Source organism: Actinomadura sp. HBU206391, assembly GCF_014323665.1.
In the GTDB taxonomy this organism is placed as follows: domain Bacteria; phylum Actinomycetota; class Actinomycetes; order Streptosporangiales; family Streptosporangiaceae; genus Actinomadura_C.
Genome location: NZ_JABVEB010000028.1, coordinates 22,341 through 41,207, shown reverse-complemented (window position 1 = coordinate 41,207; position 18,867 = coordinate 22,341). Strand labels below are relative to the sequence as shown.

The 18,867-nt window shown below is 69.9% G+C and carries 11 protein-coding genes; 5 read left to right on the top strand and 6 right to left on the bottom strand.

Annotated elements, in window-relative coordinates; genetic code table 11:
* Positions 1 to 101 precede the first annotated feature (101 nt).
* On the bottom strand, positions 102 to 2,132 hold the full coding sequence (locus HKK72_RS12795) for a hypothetical protein (protein ID WP_187234541.1): 2,031 nt from the start codon (positions 2,130 to 2,132) through the stop codon (positions 102 to 104).
* 237 nt (positions 2,133 to 2,369) lie between these two features.
* Between HKK72_RS12795 and HKK72_RS12790 the strand changes: the two genes are divergently transcribed.
* From HKK72_RS12790 to HKK72_RS12770, 5 genes are all read left to right on the top strand, one after another.
* Complete coding sequence (locus HKK72_RS12790; RefSeq protein WP_187234540.1) at positions 2,370 to 3,200, top strand: TIGR03089 family protein; 831 nt, start codon at positions 2,370 to 2,372, stop codon at positions 3,198 to 3,200.
* Positions 3,201 to 3,216: 16 nt separating this feature from the next.
* Positions 3,217 to 4,656, top strand: coding sequence for an LCP family protein (locus HKK72_RS12785; RefSeq protein WP_187234539.1), 1,440 nt, complete (start codon positions 3,217 to 3,219; stop codon positions 4,654 to 4,656).
* 17 nt (positions 4,657 to 4,673) lie between these two features.
* Positions 4,674 to 5,804: an acyltransferase family protein gene (locus tag HKK72_RS12780; RefSeq protein WP_187234538.1), complete on the top strand. Its 1,131-nt coding sequence runs from the start codon at positions 4,674 to 4,676 to the stop codon at positions 5,802 to 5,804.
* Between the two features lie 138 nt (positions 5,805 to 5,942).
* The gene (locus HKK72_RS12775) at positions 5,943 to 7,256 is read left to right on the top strand and encodes an acyltransferase family protein (protein ID WP_187234537.1); all 1,314 of its coding nucleotides are present in this window, start codon (positions 5,943 to 5,945) and stop codon (positions 7,254 to 7,256) included.
* A 125-nt stretch (positions 7,257 to 7,381) separates the two neighbouring features.
* Positions 7,382 to 7,597 (top strand): class I SAM-dependent methyltransferase, encoded by a 216-nt coding sequence (locus HKK72_RS12770; RefSeq protein WP_187234536.1) that lies wholly within the window; start codon positions 7,382 to 7,384, stop codon positions 7,595 to 7,597.
* Positions 7,598 to 7,707: 110 nt separating this feature from the next.
* Here HKK72_RS12770 and HKK72_RS12765 read toward each other — a convergent pair whose 3' ends face one another.
* From HKK72_RS12765 to HKK72_RS12745, 5 genes are all read right to left on the bottom strand, one after another.
* Entirely contained in the window at positions 7,708 to 11,160 is a 3,453-nt protein-coding gene (locus HKK72_RS12765; RefSeq protein WP_187234535.1) for a bifunctional glycosyltransferase family 2 protein/CDP-glycerol:glycerophosphate glycerophosphotransferase, read from the bottom strand.
* A gap of 79 nt (positions 11,161 to 11,239) precedes the next feature.
* On the bottom strand, positions 11,240 to 12,313 hold the full coding sequence (locus HKK72_RS12760; RefSeq protein WP_187234534.1) for a glycosyltransferase: 1,074 nt from the start codon (positions 12,311 to 12,313) through the stop codon (positions 11,240 to 11,242).
* Positions 12,310 to 15,177, bottom strand: a complete 2,868-nt coding sequence (locus HKK72_RS12755; protein WP_222720637.1) for a CDP-glycerol glycerophosphotransferase family protein — start codon at positions 15,175 to 15,177, stop codon at positions 12,310 to 12,312. Before HKK72_RS12755 ends, HKK72_RS12760 begins: the two co-directional genes overlap by 4 nt.
* A gap of 49 nt (positions 15,178 to 15,226) precedes the next feature.
* Positions 15,227 to 17,410, bottom strand: coding sequence for a CDP-glycerol glycerophosphotransferase family protein (locus HKK72_RS42120; protein WP_187234533.1), 2,184 nt, complete (start codon positions 17,408 to 17,410; stop codon positions 15,227 to 15,229).
* Positions 17,407 to 18,345: an NAD-dependent epimerase/dehydratase family protein gene (locus HKK72_RS12745; protein WP_187234532.1), complete on the bottom strand. Its 939-nt coding sequence runs from the start codon at positions 18,343 to 18,345 to the stop codon at positions 17,407 to 17,409. The genes HKK72_RS42120 and HKK72_RS12745 overlap by 4 nt, the downstream gene beginning before the upstream one ends.
* Positions 18,346 to 18,867 lie beyond the last annotated feature (522 nt).

Here is an 18,867-nt window from a genome sequence, read left to right as displayed (position 1 = left end):
TTTCGCCAGAATAGTGGAGCTTCCGTGGCTCATGTCAAAGCTCGCAAGCCCCTCCGCCGAATCGTGATCCGCGGCCGGATTCCCGCCCGCCGTGCGGGAGGTCAGGACCTGAGCGGCTCGCTCATCCACACGTCGATGGTGAGGCCCCAAGTGCCGTCGGGCGGGGTGACCAGAGAGTGCTCGTCCTGGCGGGTCTTGACGTGCACGACCTGCCGCGCCTCGCCGTACGGAGCAACGCTGGACGGGAGCGCGCCGAGGACGACCGGGCGGCGCCCCACCGCGTAGATCCTGCCGATGACCCGCCGTACGTCCTGCTCGCTCGCGCCCCTGACGGTGCGCGCGGTCGGCACCCCGCACATCCCCCGGATCACCTGGGTGAAGCGGTCGGCGGTGACCCGTTCGACGATGACGACCGACGTGCCCTGGCCGAGCCTGGCGCAGAGGGAGCGCACCGCTGCCACCTCGCCCTGCTCGGTCCGGGTGAACATCAGCCCGGCCGAGGTGAGGCCGATCGGCACGAGCACGAGCAGCACCCCCGCGACGGCCGTCGCCCGGGTCACGCCCCGGCCGTACCCGAGCCGCCGGACCTGCCGCAGCGCCCAGGCGAGGGCCCACAGCGCCAGCAGCAGCAGCCCGGGAATCACGATCGAGATCAGCCGCCGGGCCGCCCACGGGTGGTCAGGGGTGATGCCCGGCCGCCACAGGGTGGTCACCGTGGTCCAGGCGATCACCGCGTACGGCAGCAGCCACTCGGGCGAGCGGCGCCACATCAGCCGGCGGCTGAGCAGCGCCGCGCCCACGGTGGCGAGCAGCAGCGCGGGCACGCCGATGTACCACCCGACCCAGTAGAGGGAGTTCTCCGAGTACTGCCGGCCCAGCTCGGCGGGCAGCCCGTTCGCCCGCTGGGCCAGCGTGATGAACGAGGCGTTCATCCGGTCGTCGGCGTTCGCCGGCACCCGCACGACGGTCTGGAGGTACGGGCGCACCGCGAAGCCGATCATCACGAGCACGGTGAGGACGGCGACCACGTCGGGCACCCGTCCCGACGACAGCCGTACGCCCACCCGCCGGAGCCGGTCACGCACACGGGACACCCGGCTCAGCGCCACCAGGACCGCCGTTCCGAGCACCACCGCCACGCTCATCAGCAGCAGCGGGTTCAGTGACGCGTGCAGGTACTTGAGGTAGGGCCCTGACAGCACGAAGCCCTCGATCACCCCGGCGCCCGCGCCGAGCGCCAGCCCGGCGAACAGCCAGAGCCCGGTCGGCCGCCGGCGGATCGTCAGCAGGCCGGCGAACACCACGACCGGCAGCACGTCGCGGAGCCCGTCGATGCGGACCAGCACGGTGAGCCCGAGCGCGAGCCCGGCCAGCAGGCTCCCGATCCTCGCCGCCCCTGAGCGCAGCTCGCGGACGTCGTGCAGCAGCGCCAGCCCGCCGAGCAGCAACACCAGCGCGGGGAGCTCGCTGTAGGTCGCCCGCGACACCCACTGCATCGGGAGCGTGAGCGCGAGGGCCAGTGCCCCGAGCGGCGCCCACCGCGGCCCCACGAGCCGGGCGACCAGCCCGGCGAACGACAGCACGGCGCACGCTCCGAGTACGGGCGCCATTCCGACGATGGCGGGCGTCCCGCCGATCCAGCCGCCGAGGGACAGGATCAACGGCAGCCCGGCCATGAACTGTGGGATGAGCGCGTCACCGCGCTGGTAGAACGCGGGGCTCTGGTAGGTGAGGGCCGGGTCGCCGCCGCCGAACGCCCACCGCATCTGCGGGATCGGCAGCGAACCGTGACCGGTCAGCCAGGTGGTGAACTGCACGTACGACGCCGGGTCGCGCCGGACGATGATCTGCTCCGAGCACATCGCCAGCTGCAGGACGAGGAACGCCAGCGTCACCGCGACCACGCCGGCGACCGCCCACCACGAGGCCTCTTGGCGGACCGGGACGACCCGGGCGCGCACGCCCCGGAATCCGAGGGTGAGGATGACGGCCGTGGCCAGCACGAAGAGCGCGAGAGCGGGACCGATGGTGAACGTCCCCGTCATCAGCAGCGGCAGGGCGGCGACCAGCCACGCGACGAGCAGGAGCGCCGGAGCGACCGTGACGCGCGCGAGAGTGCTGCCCGCACTCATGTCCCACCCCGGTCCGTAGCCTTCGCCTCCGCGCACGGGCCTCCGCGCACGACCATGCGTCAGTGCGTGAACCATGCGTCCTCGCATGTCCACCGCAGCGGAGCGTAGCGTCACCATCCCCGCCGACCGTAGTCGTCCCGGCGTTGTGCTCGCGCCCGCACCGGTTCCGCCGCTCCCACCGTTCCCTTTACTCCTCGCGCGGCCCCGGGCGGCCGCGTTGGTCATACGCTCTGCGCTATGTCAGACCGCACTCCCGCCGACCTGCTCGCGTCCGCCCTCGCGGCCGACCCGTCCCGCCCGCTGGTGACGTTCTACGACGACGCGACCGGCGAGCGCATCGAACTCTCGGCCAAGGTCTTCGCGAACTGGGTGGCGAAGACCGCGAACCTGCTCGTCGACGGGCTGGACGCCGAGCCCGGCGACCGGGTGGCCCTCGCCCTGCCGCCGCACTGGCAGACGGCGGTGTGGCTGATGGCGTGCTGGTCGGCCGGCGTGGTCGCCGTGCCCGTGGCCGCGACGACGGAGGGGTCACCGCGTGGCGAGGGTGGCGACCTCGGCACGGTCCGCGCGGACATCGTCGCGGTGGCCGAGGAGCTCTTGCCGGAGGTGCCGGCCGACACCGGCGCGCGTGAGGTGGTCGGGCTGTCGCTGCACTCGCTCGGCGCGCCGCTCTCCGCGGCGCCTCCCGGCGTCGTCGACTACGCCGTGGAGATCCGTGCGTACGCGGACGACTTCGTACCGTACGCGGAGGTGGATCCCGACGAGCCGGCGCTCATTGTGATGAACGCCACATTCTCCGCCACCGATCTCGTGCGCCGGGCTCGTGAGGCGGCCGTGACCTGGCAACTGGACGCCCAGAGCCGGATACTGGTCGACCTGCCACTTATCACACTCGAAGGGGTCTTGGCTGCACTGCTGGCGCCCCTGAGTGCTAACGGTTCGGTCATAATTCAACGAAACCTCGACAAAGTCACCCTAGATCGACGACTCTCTTTGGAGCATGTGACCGCTGTGGCCGGAGTACCCGGATGGGATCCCCGAACCGGGCCCGTACGCCGCCTTCTGTGAATAGCCTGTGGAGCCCATGAGCAGCAACCCGATGTACATGGAGTACGTCGACGACGCCGATTACGGGGAAGAGCCCCAGCCGGCACGTCGGCGTAGCTGGCGCATCCTCGGCTGGGTCTCCATAGGGCTCTCGGTGATCATGGTCGCCACCAGCCTGACCGCCTATGCCGGGTACCGGAAGCTGAACGGCAACATCACCCACGAGGACGTCGACGCCGCGGTGGGTCCCCGGCCGAAGAAGCTCAACAAGGCGCTGAACATCCTGCTGCTGGGGTCAGACACCCGCGCGGGCGCCAACGCGAAGTACGGCCGCGGTTTGAAGAACGAGGCGGCGCGGGCCGACACGACCATCCTGCTGCACCTGTCGCCCGGCGGCACCGGCGCCCTCGGCATCAGCTTCCCGCGCGACCTCGTGGTGCCCAGGCCGTCCTGCAAGCGCAAGGACGGCAGCCGCGCGCCCGGGTCGAACGCGGCGATGATCAATGAGGCCTTCACCTACGCGGGGGCCACCTGCACCATCGCCACCATCGAGGCGATGACCAACATCAAGATCGACCACTTCGCGCAGGTCGACTTCGCCGGATTCAAGGGCATCGTGAACGCACTCGGCGGCGTCCAGATCTGCCTGCCCAAGGACGTCGACGACCGCGAGGCCAAGCTGCACCTCAAGAAGGGCAAGCAGATCGTCAAGGGCGAGGACGCCCTGGCCTACGTCCGCGCCCGGCACGGCCTCGGCGACGGCTCCGACACCTCCCGGATCAAGCGCCAGCAGCAGTTCCTGGGATCGGTGGCCAACAAGGCCATGAGCGGCGGGGTGCTCGCCAACCCCATCAAGCTGACCTCGCTGCTCAACGCCGGCACGAAGTCGCTCACCACCGACAAGGGCCTGACGATCGGCGTCATGCGCGAGATCGCCACCAGCATGCAGGGCATGTCGGCCGGCAAGCTGCGGTTCGTCACGGTGCCGTACGGCGCCTACGCGCCCGACCCCAACCGGGTGGCGCTCGCGCAGCCGGCCGCCAACAACTTCTTCGCGGCGATCCGCTCCGACCGGGAGGTCAAGGAGGAGCCCAAGAAGAGCACGTCCGCCCCCAAGGTGCCGGCGAGCCAGGTGCGGGTCCGCGTCTACAACGGAACTGCCGTGTCCGGCCATGCGCAGCGGTACGCCGACCAGCTGAAGGCGCAGGGCTTCCAGGTCGTCGCCGTCGGCACCGCCCCCCGGGCCGTCACCGCCACCCAGGTTCGGTACGGCGCGGGCGGTGACCAGCAGGCGGCCACTCTGGTCGGCGTGCTCACCGGGGCGTCCCCCACCCCCCAGCCCCGGCAGGGCGGCACCCCGGCCGTCGTCGACCTGATCATCGGCCCGGACCTCGGCCCGGTGAAGCGCAAGGCGAACTCGATCCCCAAGCTCCAAGGTGAGATCCGCGCCAACGGGAACATCTGCAAGGCGACCTGAGTGGAGCGCGGCCGCAGATGACGCAGACCACCGTCCACGAACCGCCGGCCGGCGCGGGTCCGGAAGGGCGTGCGGGTCCGGAAGGACGCGCGCCCGCGGACTCTCCGGCCGCGCAGGCCCCCGCGACCGCGCCCGGCGGCAGGACGCGTGACCCGTTCTTCGACAACGCCAAGTTCCTGGCGATCCTGCTCGTGGTGTCGGGTCATGCGATCGAGGGCCTGTACGACGTGCACCTGGCGCACGCCGCGTACCTGTTCATCTACATGTTCCACATGCCGGTGTTCATCGTCATCACCGGCTACTTCTCCCGGAACTTCAGCTTCTCCGGGGGCAAGGCGCGCAAGCTCATCACCAACCTGGGCGTGCCCTACGTCGTGTTCGAGATCGCCTACTCGACCTACGACTGGAAGGTCGGCCACAACAACCTGCACATCACGCTGCTGGACCCGTACTTCCTGACGTGGTTCCTCATGGCGCTCTTCATGTGGCGGTTGTCGACCCCCGTCTGGCAGCAGATCCGCTGGCCGCTCGGGGTCGCGGTGGCCATCTCGCTGATGTCCTACATGGGCACCCTGTCCGACCAGCTCGACATGCACCGGGTCTTCGGGCTGGTGCCGTTCTACGTGCTGGGGCTCCTGCTGCGGCCGGAGCACTTCGAACTGCTCAAGCGGCCGGTGTCCCGGGTGCTCGGCGCTCTCGTCCTGGCCGGCGGGTTCGCCGCGTCGTTCGTCGTCGACCGGCACATGGCCACCGAGTGGGTCTACTGGCGCAGCAGCCACGCGAAACTGGGCGTCGACCTCGTGACCGGCACCCTCATGCGGTTCGGCATGCTCGTCGTCGCGACGATCCTGGTCGCCGCCTTCCTGGCCGTGGTGCCCAGGCGCCGCACGTGGTTCACCACGCTCGGCACCACCACCCTCTACGCCTACCTGCTGCACGGGTTCGGCACCCGGCTGATGAAGTTCGTCGGCTGGTACGACCTGGACTGGATGCACACCGTCCCCGGCGTCCTCACGCTCGCGGCGGGCGGTGCGGTGGTCGGCACGCTGCTGTGCACCAAACCGGTCGTGAAGGTCATGCACTGGGCCCTCGAACCACGGATGACCTGGGCCTTCACCCCGCTGCGCCGCCCTCGGTCAAAGCGCTGACGGGCGACCGCCGGGCCGGCCCAGTGCGGCGATCTGACGGAATCCGACCACTATCGGCCGCCCCGAGTCGGTAGGGTCGCTCTTCGGGCTCGAAGGACCCTGGACATCGGCTGAGCCCCTCGCACCCCCCACGGAACCATGACGCATACCCTCAACGGGCCTCAGGTCCCGGACACCGCTCCGGCGACCGCGGCTCCCCCAGCGCCGGTCAAGCAACGGGACGCCTTCTTCGACAACGCCAAGTTCATGACGATCACACTCGTGGTGGTCGGTCATCTCTGGGCGCAGCTTCGCGGAAGCCAGGCCGAGCACTCGGCCTACATGGTGATCTACGCGTTCCACATGCCCCTGTTCACTTTCATCACGGGGTACTTCTCCCGCGGCTACATCCGGTCGACCGACAAGCTGCGCGGCCTGCTCCCGACGGTGATAGCGCCGTACGTCATCTTCACCCTGCTGTCCCGGGCCAACCTCTACTTCGTTGCGGACAAGCCGTTCCCCGCCGACCAGTGGCTGGAGCCGCATTTCGTCACCTGGTTCCTCGCGGCCCTGGTCTGCTGGCGGCTGTCGGCCCCGCTGTGGCGGCACCTGCGCTTCCCCGTCACCACCTCGGTGGTCGTCGCCCTCGTCGTGGGCGGCTGGGATCTCAGCTCGGACAAGAACGTCGGCCACACCATCATCCTGCTGCCGTTCTTCGTCTTCGGCCTCACCGTGGACACCGAGCTGTTCGACCGGCTGCGCCGCCGGGCCCGGTGGTGGATGGGCGCGCCGGTGCTGCTCGGCGTTTTCCTGGCGTTCTACCTCTGGACGAGCTCGTACGTCGACCGCCGCGTGACCGCCCTGTCCTACTGGTGCGACACCTACAGGGACATGAAGATGTCCCTGCCGGTGGGGGTGGCGGCGAGGCTCATGGCCTTCGCGCTCGCCATCGCGCTGGGTGCGGCCTTCCTCGCCCTGGTCCCGAAGCGCCGGACGTGGTTCACCGAGCTCGGCACGCGGACGATGTACGTCTTCCTGCTGCACGCTCTGGTGCTCAAGGTGTTCGACTACACCAAGCTGCTCGACGAGCCCGCTGTGCAGTCCAGGGCCGGTCTCGTCCTGACGACCCTCGCGGCGGTGGGCCTGTCGGTCGTGCTCGCCTCCGCACCGGTGCGGCGCGCGACGCACTGGCTGGTGGAGCCCAGGGTCGGCTGGCTGCTGTCAAAGCCCGCGGCCAGGCACGCCGCCAAACCCACCAACGCGGCTCCCGCAGTCCCCGCAGTCCCCGCAGTCCCCACAGTCCCCACGGCTCCTGCGGCTCCCGCGGCTCCTGCGGCTCCTGCGGCTCCCGCGGCGACCGAACCGGCTCCGGCCGCCGAGCCGCCCACCGACCGGATCATCCCGTCGCAGGCCTCGGAACCGACCATCGGGCAGGCTCCTCACCCGGGCGAGCCCAGCCACCGGAGACCCTGACCGCCTGCGGCGACCCGAACAGCGCGCACAACTGCATGATCACGCCAGGGGGAGGCCGTCCCGTGATCATGCAGTTGTTCGCGCGCCCAGCGCCACACGCCCGCGAGTAGCCCAGAGGTCATTGCATGCGCAGCCGACGCAAGGATCTCGCCGTCTTCAGGGACGCGGTGCTTGCCGGGTGCGACGCGGTGCCGGGCTGCGAGCGCATCGCTGTGCCGATCGATCCGCGCGAGCGCTGGGCGATCGAGCCGGTCACGGTCGGATTCGATCGCGCCGCGCCGACAGCGTGGCTCGCCGAAGGGTTACTCGCCGCCTCCTACGGGCGCCGAGCCCCCGGATAGTCGACCGGCGGCTTCCTCATCGCCGTTCGTGCGGGTCGCCGACCCCACGTGGAAGAGCCCGGCGGGGGCCGTTCGAGGGCCCGCCCCGGGCTCTTTCCGTCGAGGTTCGGTCAGTTCTTCTCGAAGACCTGCTCGATCACCCGGGCGGCGGCGCGGCCGTCGTCGAGGTCGCAGAACCGCTCGGCGAACCGGTCGTAGGCCTCCTGGTAGTCCTTCGCGACCTGGTCGATGTTCACCAGCGCGTCGATGACCTCCTCGGAGGTCCGCAGCAGCGGGCCGGGGGACTCCTTCTCGAAGTCGATGTAAAAGCCGCGCAGCGTGTCCCGGTAGTGCTCGAGGTCGTAGGTGAAGAACAGCATCGGGCGTCCGGTGTTGGCATAGTCGAACATCAGCGACGAGTAGTCGGTGATGAGCACGTCCGCGATCAGGAACAGATCGTTGACGTCGGGGTAGGCGGCGACGTCGTAGACGAATCCGTCCCCGGCCCCCGGCACCGCGTCGACGACGTTCGAGTGCGGGCGGATCAGCAGCACGTGGTCGTCGCCCAGCCGCCTCTTGGCCTCGTCGAGGTCGAGCTGGAGATCGAACTTGTACCGGCCGCGGCCGTAGTACTGGTCGTCCCGCCAGGTCGGACCGTAAAGGATCACCCGCTTGCCGTCGGGAATGCCGATCCGCGCCCGCACCTCTGCCACGATCTTGTCGGCGTCGGGGCTGTAGAGGATGTCGTTGCGCGGGAACCCGACCTCGAGGATCTCCTCGTAGGAGCCCTTGAACGCCCGGCCGAGGATCTCGGTGCTGAACCGGTTCGGCGAGATCAGGTGGCTCCACTCCGCCAGTTTCGGCTCGCTCTTGGTCTCCTTCTTCTTCACCGTCGCCATGCCCGGTGCATAGGAGAAGTGGACCTCCTTCACGTCGCGGCCCACCTTCTTCAGCGGGGTGCCGTGCCAGGCCTGGATGAGGATCTGGTCGGGGCGCCGCTTGAAGAACTCCGGCATCCGCACGTTGCTCACGATGTAGCGGCTGCTGGCCAGCGCGTCGTACCACTCCGCACCGCGCCGGCGGATCGCCCGCACGGTGCCCGGAACCTCGGTCTGGGCGTCGTTGACCTCCCACAGCTGCTCCAGGGTGGAGCCCCGGCTCATCAGCTCCGTGTGGATCGCCCGCGGGCTGTCGGAGAACTGCTTGCCGTTGTAGCTGATGTACATGACCGCGTCCTTGAGCCCTTCGCGGGCGGCACGGTCGCGGGCCGCGGCCCAGAGCTTGCGCTGGCCGTGCGCCTCGTCCGGCTGGACGTTGGAGCCCACGGTGATCAGGAGCTGGTCGTAGCGGTGATGGTCGAGGGTGTAACGACGACCGGCGACCTCCACCTGCGCGGGGAACCGCTCGGCTGCGGCGCGGCCCAGCTCGACCGCCCGGGCGGCGCCGTCCACGTCCCGCCGGAACAGCACGTCCCACGTGCCGGCTCGCAGGGGCAGCGTGCCGGCCATCGATGTCACGGCCGCCACGTTGATCTCCGCCTGGAACCGGGTGCCGTCGACCGTGACCGGGAAGTGGTGCTCCTGGCTCCTGCCGCGCAGTCGCAGCACGACGTCGGCCGGGCGGGAGTCGAGCGCGGAGTGCTCCCCGGACAGCACCAGGGTGCCGTCGGGCCGCCACTCGACCGTGCTCGTGACCGGCCGGACCGGCTGCGCCGAGAGCCGCAGGTAACCGTCCCACGTGCGGCCGGCGACCAGCTCGCTGTCGCCGTCGAGCGACCGGGCGTCGTCCAGCCCCTCGGCCATGACGAGCCGCGGCGTCTCCTTCCCGGCCACGACGGCGACGTTCCAGCCGTTGACCGGGCCGTCGGCGGGCAGCTCGGCCGACCCCACCCGCGCCTCGAAGGCGGTTGCGCCGTCGCCGCTGCCGGTGACCGTCAGCGGAAGGTCGACCGGCTCGACGTCGCGGCCCGCGGACAGCCGCAGCGCGGACGGCTTGGCCGACTTGCCGCTGAGCCGACCCTCGATGACCAGCTCGGCGCCGTCGAAGCGGCAGCCGACGGCCTTGGCGCGGACCGTCTCGATCCGCAGCCGCAGACGGCCGCCGGCGAGCTCGGGAATCACCCGAACGTCATCGTCGACATAGTGGTACGGCGGGTGGGCGGCGCTTCCCGTGCTTCCTCCGCGCAACCGGGCCTTGCGGAACACGCCGGTGTTCACGACTCCACCCACGATGTCCCAGTTGCCGTCGCGCCACGCGCCCTTCGTCCGCAGTCGCTTCGGGTCGATCGTGATCGCGAATCCGGCCCACTCGTAGGGGTCGTTGCCCTTGGCCGCGCCGGGCCTGCGCCGGCTCAGGGCGGGCACCACCACGGTGCGGCGGGAACCGCCCCGCCGCAGCACGAACAGCTTCAGCGACAGCCACCGGCGCCTTTCGCTGAACGAGTGGATGTGCGCCTCTCCGGCGATCTGGAGCTTTCCGTCCCGCCAGCTCAGGCTGTGAACCTTGGTACGGAGGTTGAGCTCCGGCCCGGCCCGGTAGACGCTGCGCGGGATCGCCATCTTCTCGTGGCTGAAGTACGGGTAGCGCGCATAACGCCGGCCGCGCCGCCGGACGATCTCGACATTGGTCTTGCCGCGCTCGAAGCGCACGAGCTTGACCAGTTCGGTGGCGAAGCCCCGGTGCGCGAGGTACCACTTGAGCCGGGTCAGGGCGGGCAGCGGGTCGAGCGCCGACAGACCGGTCTCGCCGACGAATCCGGCCGCGAGCTCTACGATGCGGCGCCGCAGCGGCTCGTCGGCGTCGGGCATCGCGTCGAGGAAGGACTTGAGCAGATCGCCCAGGGCGACCTCGTCGTAGTGGTGCAGGTGCTTGCGGCCGCCCCTCCCCCGCGCGGTCAGAAAGGCTCGGGCCTTGGTCGCGGCGGCGAAGGCCTCCGTGGCGGCGGCGTCGTCGAACGGCGGCTTCGCCGTCTCGGGCCGCTCGAAGCAGACCGGGTCGTGCAGCACGTCGACCGAGGACGCATGGAAGTGAGCGGGCAGTGTGATCGCGAGATCGCCGTGACCGCCACCATCGCCGAAGCCGAGGCCGTGCCGGTCCCAGAAGGCCCGGCGGAAGACCTTTCCGGCCACCGAGGAGTCGGCGAACAGATCCTGGTCGCGGCTGATGTGCGTGCGCTTGCGCGTCCGGCCGAGAGCCGTGCCGTGCCGCGGGGACTGCCTCGGGCGCGCGTCGGTCAGCACGTGCACGTTGCCGGCCGCGAAGTCGGAGCCGGTCGCGTCGAGAGTGCCGACCAGTCGCTCGCAGGCGTCCTCGGCGAGCACCGTGCCCGCGTCCACGAACATGAGGAACTCGCCGGTGGCGGCCGCGGTGCCCGCGTCACGGGCGGCGCCGACGGAGGCCCCTTCCGCCGACGTCACGCGGAAGCGGTCGCCTGGGACGTCCGGGAGGGTGTCGGCCGCACCACGGTCGACGAGGACGACTTCGATATCGGTGAGCGTCTGCGCCTCGAGAGAGTCAAGGCACTCCCGCAGATGAGGCTCGTTCGCGCGAATCGGAACGACGATGCTGACCCGAGGTGACGACATGCAGACCCTTTCGGACTAACGCCCGTCAACTTTAACGAGAGATGGAAATTCGGGAGGGCGGAACGCGGACGGCCATCCGTCAGCGGAAGAGCAGTGTGAACAGCCGGTTCCAGCGGGCGGAGATGTTCTCGGAGGAGAATCGCCGTACCGACTCCCGCGCTCCGCGACCGAGCTTGTCGCGCAGCCCTTCGTCGGTCATGAGCAGCTCCAGCGCCAGCGCGAATTGCTCGGTGTGGCCGGGGTCGACGAGCAGACCGTCCACCTCGCCCGTGAGGACCTCCCGTACCGCCGGCGAGCAGTCGAAGGCGACCACCGGCAGCCCATGGCCCATCGCCGCCAGCAGAGCTTCGGGAAAGACCTCCTCGCGGGACGGCAGGGCGACGATCGACGCCTCGGAGAGCGTCGTCTCGGGGTCCTGCGCCGCAGGGTGGAACTCGACGCTGTCGTCCACCCCGAGCTCCGCCGCCATGCGGCGCAGCCGGGGTTCCTCCGGGCCGGTGCCGTGGAACCGGAGCCGCCACGACGGCTGCCGCCGCGCGACGACGGCCCAGGACTCCAGGAGCATGTCCACGCCCTTGTCATGGGTCAGCACGCTCGGCCCCAGAACGACCTGCCCGGTGGCCGGGGCCGGCTCGGCCTGCTCAGGCGCCCCGGTGTCGAACCAGTCGGGGATGACGTCGGCATTGGAAAGGCCCGCCCGGGCCCAGCCGTCGGCGTCCTCCCTGGTGAGCGCGAGAAACCGGTCGGCGCGCGCGAAATCACGCAGGACCTGCGCGTAGCCGGGCTTCGTCTCGGCGACGGCGTGGGGCACCCGGTGAACGCCTACGACCTTCAGCCCGGCGGTGTCGGCCCGCCCGACCCACTCCATGGCGGCCGGATGGGTCACGATCACCACGCCGCCCGGCCGGGCCGACCGGAAGATCTCGCCGAGCCGGGATATGACCCGCCCGCCGCCCCGGAAGCGCAGCCGGGCGGTGAGCACGGTCGTCTCGAAGGCCGGTTCGGGCCGGTCACCGCCGGCCCTGACGGCGATCAGCCGGACCCGGTGACCGCTGGAGGCCAGCAGCTCGCCAAGGCGGTGCAGGTCTCGCCGTCCGTCGTCCGGGCCGCCGATGGCGTCGCAGACCAGGAAGATGTCACGCTGCTCGCTCACCGCGTCCTCCCCGGGGTGAACAGCCGCTCGACGACCGACTTGGCGGCGGTGCCGCTGTCGTACTCGCCGAACCGCTTCGCGAAGTCGCCGAGGCGGGTCGCGTACCGCTCCTTCGTCCCGTCGAGGTCACGGAGGGCGTCGAACAGCGCCTCCTCATCCCGGGTGACCGGGCCCGGCGCCTGCTCGGCGAGGTCCAGATAGAACCCGCGGCCCTTCCGTACGTGGTCGTCGAGGTCGGGGGTGTAGAAGACCACCGGCCGGCCCAGCAGGGAGTAGTCGAACATCACTGGGGAGTAGTCCGTGATCAGAGCGTCGGAGAGCAGCATGAGAGAGGTGATGTCGTAGGGGGATGCGACGTTGCGCACCGCGTGCCGCAGCTCGGGCGGCACGACGATGCCGGTCTGGGGGTGTGGGCGCACCAGCAGGACATGGGTGTCGCCGAGCTCGGCGGCGAACCGCTCCAGATCGAACGGCATCTCGAAGCGCGCGACCGGCTTGGCGTTCGGGCCCTCGCGGTAGGTCGGCGCGTAGAGCACCACCTGGCGGTCGTCGTCCAGCTTCAGCTTGCCCCGCAGCGAGGCCAGTTCCGCCGGGTCGCCGCCGGTCACGAGAGCGTCGTTGCGCGGGTAGCCGCCGCGGAGCGGCTCGGCACGCAGCTTGAAGGCGCTGGTGAGGGCTCTGACGTCGTGCTCGGACCGTACGAGGATGTGGTCGAACCGATCCATCTCGGCCAGCACGCGCCGCTGCTCGCCGCGCGAGGCCGCCTTGACGTCCGGCCGGTCCAGGCCCATGTGCTTGACGGCGGAGCCGTGCCAGGCCTGCACATAGGTCGTACGCGGCCGTTTGGCCAGCTCGACGGGGAAGCCGCCCTCGTCGTCGACCCAGAACTCGGCCTGGGCCAGCGCCCGGTGGTAGGCCCACGAGCCCCGCTTGACCAGCTTCGTCCCCTTGGGGAACCCGCGGGTGCTGCCGCTGTAGGACCAGACCGGCTTGTACGGCGCACCGGAACGGCGCAGCTCCTCGTGGATGTACTTCGGGTTGCCGCCGTACTCGCGGCCGAGGTCGCTTTCGAAGACGATGGTCCGCTTGCGGATCGGCAGCCGCCGGAGCAACGTCCCGTAGACGAACACCTTGGTCCGGGGATGGCCGGCCGCCTTGAGCGCGAAGCGCTCACCGGCGGCGATGCCGCTCCACACCTTGCGTCCGACCTTGGTACCGGTGATCCACTGTGTGATGGCCCGCGCGGCCCGCGCCGGCCGTCCGCGCTCGACGAGCTGGAACGCCAGCTCCGAGCGCTCGGTCACGTAGGACTCGAGGTGGTCGGAGGCGAGCCTGGTGAGCCGGGGCCGCAACGGGACGGCGACGCCGCCGTGGGCGACGTCATACGTGCTGAGCCGGGACGTGATCTTCTCGTCTCCGACGGTGAGGTGGACCCGTACGTCCCAGACCCGGTCGATGAAACCGAGCGGGCGCATCGACCGGCCCGGCTCGAACTCGGCGTCCCAGCCGATCCGGTCACCCTGATGCGTCGCCCGCGCCTTCACCCGTACGGCGCGCCGGGGCCGCCGCCGGTCGAAGAACTCCAGGTCGCACTTGAGCTTGGCGTCGGGGCGGATCCGGCCGATCGGGTTGATCAGGGAGCCGGCCAACCGCAGCCGGGTGCCGTCCGCCTCGAGCCGGGTCAGTGTGTTGTCGAGCTCCAGTTTGGACAGGGGCTGCTGGTGGAGCCCGAGCTCGGTGACGTCGAGGATCCGGCGTCCCTCTTCGGTGTCGAGATGACGGTCGCACCAGTAGACGCGGCCGTCGCGTTCCACCAGCGGGGTGGAGATCTTCGGCCGCTGCCCCTTCGGGGGCGTGTAGTCGGCCGCCGCCATCGCTCCGGCGATGTCGCCCTCCCGCATGAGGTAACCGGCGATCGCCTTGAACTTGTGGCTGTCGTCGTAGGCCTGCGGGTCCAGCTCGGCGAGGTAGTCCCGCACGATGCCCTGGAACTTCTGCCGGTACTCCTCGTTCTGACCCGGCAGATCCCGGATGTGCATCAGCAGGTCGTGGTCGAGGAACCGGGTGTCCTTGCGGAGCTTGAGGTCGTCGGCGCCGTGCTCGCGGTAGACCGCGTCGATCCGCCGGTGGATCTCCAGCCGGTCGGAGATGTTGCGCAGGTCCCCCCGCCGGTTGGAGATCGACAGCGTGCCCTTCTTGCGCTCGATCCGCCAGTTGTAGATCCGGTGCGGCACGATCGCGATCCGGTTCGCGACGAGATAGGCGTGCGCGATGAACAGGATGTCCTCGTAGAGCAGGCCCTCGGGGAACCGCAGCTTGTGCCGGTTGAGCAGGTCGAGTCGGTAGAGCTTGTTGGTCGACAGCATGTCGTACAGCTGGTCGGGGTGGTCCCTGATGGAGTCGTAGGTCGCGCTGCGCTGGTAGAGCCCGGGGAACCAGCGGACCTCCTTGCCGGTGTCGACCATCTCGCGGACGGTCAGACCGGCCACCAGCTCGGCGCCGGTCTCCTCCGCCGTGCTGAGCAGGGTCATGCAGGCGTTGCGGTCGAAGGTGTCGTCACTGTCGAGGAACATGATGTACGTGCCGCGCGCGTTGTCGATGCCGACGTTGCGCGGGCGGCTGCACCCGCCCGAGTTCTCCGGGAGATGGATGACCCGCACCCGGTCGGGGTGGGCGGCGCCGAGCTCGTCCGCCACCCGCGGCGAGGCGTCCGTGCTCGCGTCGTCGACGATGATGACCTCGAGGTTGCGCAGGGTCTGATCCAGCACCGAGCGCACCGCGGCCGGCAGCCGGGCGGCGTCGTTGTAGACGATCACGACCACGCTGACATCCGGCACCGGGGTCAAAGCTTTCCCTTCTGGCAAACCAAACTCCTGTTGATCATTGAATGCCGCGATGACGCGAGAACGGGGGTCATCGCTCCAGGAACACGTGCCGGACGGCGCGCTCGGCGGCTCGGCCGTCGTCCCAGGGGCAGTACCGCCGGCGGAACTCGGCCCGCTGCTTGACGGCCTCGCCGTCCCAGGCCGTCCTGGCCCGGAACGCCTCGATCAGCTCGTTCTCGGTGGTCGCGACCGCGCCTGGCGGGGCGGCGGGCAGGTCGAAGTAGACGCCGCGGGTCCGGCGGTAGGTGTCCCAGTCGTTCGCGTAGATCACGATGGGCCGGTCGTCCAGGTTCGCGTAGTCGAACATGATCGACGAATAGTCGGTGATCAGGGCGTCCGAGGCAAGGCAGAGGTCCTCGACCGTGGGGTGGGCGGAGACGTCGATGATCCGGTCGGCCGGCCATCCGTACCGCTCGGCGGCGTCCTTGACGTTGTAGAAGTAGTGCGCGCGCAGCAGCAGCACATGATCCTGGCCGAGCTCGGTCATCACCTTGCCGATGTCCAGCATCGGCTCGAATCCGTGCTGGTAGTCCCGGTGCGTCGGGGCGTAGAGGATCGCGGTGGCGCCCTCGGGGATGCCGAGTTCCGTACGCAGCCGCGCGACCTCGGCGGCGTCGGCGGTGACCAGCCGGTCGTTGCGCGGGTAGCCGATCTCCAGCAGCTCGTAGTCGCAGGGGACCGCGCGCTCCCACGCCTCGCTGGACAGCGGGTTCGAGGAGATCAGGTAGTCCCAGCGGTCCGAGCGCCGCAGGAAGTCGTCGAAGTCGGTCCCCTTGGAGGCGACCGGATACTTGAGCTGGTCGAGGCCCATCGCCTTGAGCGGCGTACCGTGCATGGTCTGAAGATGCACGGCCCCCGGGCGCTTGACGAGGAAATTGGGGAAGTTGGCGTTGTTGACGAAGTACTTCGCCCTGGCCATCAGCCGGTAGTAGGGCAAAGAGCCGGCGATGACGTGGTCGACGCCGGCCGGCAGCGACTTCACGCCGTTCTTGTTGACCACCCACACGCCCCGAACGTCGGGGGCGAGCTCACGGGCCTTCTCGTAGATCGCGCGCGGATTGCAGGCATAGCCGCGGTTCCAGTAGGCGCTGTAGACCGCGAGCTTCGGGTCCATGGGAAGGCGGAGCTGGACCCGGTAGTAGAGCCTGCGGTATCTGGCCTTGGCGTCCTTGATCACGCGTCGGCCCGTGCCGCGCACGCCGGCGAGCAGCTTGCCGACGGTGACGCGGACCAGGTTGACCCGCCGGAACGCCACGAACAGGCGGTACGAACCCCGCTCGACCAGCCGCAGGCGCACGCCCGTCACGCCGCCCGGGGGCCGGTAGCCCTTGGGCTTGTACTTGCGGTAGCACTGCGCCATCTGCCGGAAGAACTCGTGCCGGTCGGACCGGTGCACGCGTTCGCCATGGCCGAAGATGATGAACAGGTGCCAGAACATCCGGTTGAACATCGCCTTGCGGAACTCGTCGACCTCGGCGCCGCGCTCGTCCATGAAGGCGAAGATCCGATCGTACTGCGGGAAGACCTCGAAGTGCCGCTTGCCGACGGTCTTCGTGATCGAGCCGCGCCGCCGCTGGCGGTAGAAGTAGCACACCCGGTCGAGCAGCGTGATGCGCTCGGCGGCCATCAGCACCGGGTAGGTGACGTTGATGTCCTCGTAGTAGCCACCGCCGAACCGCAGCCCGAGCTCGAGCAGGAACTCCCGCCGGATCGCCTTGTTGCAGACGATCATCAGGAAGTCCATGACGCTCGGCCGCTCGCGCATCGTGAAGACGCCCGATTCCGGCAGGTTCTTGAACACCTTGCGGTGGGCGCTGCGCGTCACCCGGCCGTCCCAGTAGGCACGCGAGTGGTCGAAGCCCAGCATGTCCGGGCGGGTCTCGCGGAGGCGCCGGGTGATCGCCTGGATCGAGCCGTCGGGCAGCCAGTCGTCGCCGTCGACGAACCAGACGTACTCGCCGCGTGCGAGTTCGAGCCCGATGTTGCGGGCCTCGCCCAGGCCGACGTTCTCTTCCATGTGCCGTACCCGGACCCGGGGGTCGCGCGCCGCGTACTCGTCCATGATCGCGCCGCAGCCGTCCGGCGAGCGGTCGTCGATCGTGATGAGCTCGATGTCGTCGCCCGGATGGGCGAGGACCGAGTCGAGGCACTCCCGGAGGTATCCGGCGACCTTGTAAGCGGGGACGATGACGCTGAGAAGGACCTCGCTCACAGGCCCGCCCGCTCAGGTGCGCCCGACGCCGCCCACCGGTAGACCGCCGCGATGCCCGCGTCGATCGTGGTGGCCGGTCTCCAGCCGAGCTCACGCTCCGCGAGGGCGCTGTCGAGCGCGCTGCGCTGCAGCTCGCCGGGCCGGGGCGGGGCGAACTCCGGCTCGAGCGGGCGATCGGCCGCCCGGCCGAGCAGGTCGATCAGGTCCAGCACCGTGGTCTCCGCTCCGGTGCCGATGTTCCACACTCCGGCCCGGTCGGCGTCCGCCGCCGCGAGGAAGCCGTCCACGACATCGCCGACGTACACGTAGTCGCGCGTCTGGGTGCCGTCACCGAACACCGTGAGGCCCTGGTCCTGCAGGATCCGGCCGCAGAAGATGGCGATCACTCCGGCCTCGCCCGAGGGGTCCTGGCGCGGTCCATAGACATTGCCCAGCCGCAGCACGCCGTGCCGGGTGCCGTGCAGCCGGTTGAACAGGCCGATGTACTGCTCCGCGCACAGTTTGGCCGTGCCGTACGGGGCCTCGGGGGCGGGCGGCACGGTCTCGTCCGAGGGGATGGGCGCGTTCTCGCCGTACAGGGCGCCGCCGGTGCTGGCGAACAGCACGCGGGCGCCGACCGCACGGGCGGCCTCCAGGACGTTGATGGTTCCGAGGACGTTGATCCTGGCGTCCTCGGCCGGGGTCTCCACGGAGACCCGGACGTCGATCTGGGCCGCGAGATGGCAGATCACCTGGGGCCTGGTCCGCTCCACGATCTCGGCCAGCCGGCCGGCGTCGGCAATGCTCACCTTGTGCAGGTCGGCCGCCGGGTCGAGCCGGGCGACCCGGCCGCTGGAGAGATCGTCCACCACGGTGACATCGGCACCTCGTGCGAGGAAGGCGTCAGTCAGGTGGGAGCCGATGAATCCGGCGCCTCCCGTCACGAGTACCCGCATGACCTTTGAACTTTGCGACATCCGTGCTGTCTCGTCTTCCTTTGAGGTGATCGGCAGGGTCGGCGGCCAGCGGATTCAGGGAGCGGGCCCCGGCCTGGTCGCGGGCGAGCCACCCGCTCCACGCACGGCCGACGGTGGTAGATCCTTCATCACGATATAGCAGAGCAGGGGGCATCTTCCGGCCATCACCCGTTTTCTGCACGTTTACCATCGGACGACCTGATCCTCTGTCGAAGCGCCCTCATCCGGCCCGCGTCGCCGCGCCGCGGGGCGTACGGATCGACGCCCCCCTGCGATCACAGGGCCGCCGCTCCTCTGCGCGGTCCGGTGTGCGGTCCGGTGCGGCCCTCTGGCCGGTCCGGACCTGTCCGCCCGGGGCCGGCGCGACGAGGGGCGCGCACCGGCGGGGGAAATGCGATCCGTTCGCCAACGCGACCGGTTAACGTTGCCGGAGATACGCTCCCGATCCATTCAATGACGGGGGCATTACCATGCAATCTTATCGAACGAATGGCCAACTTT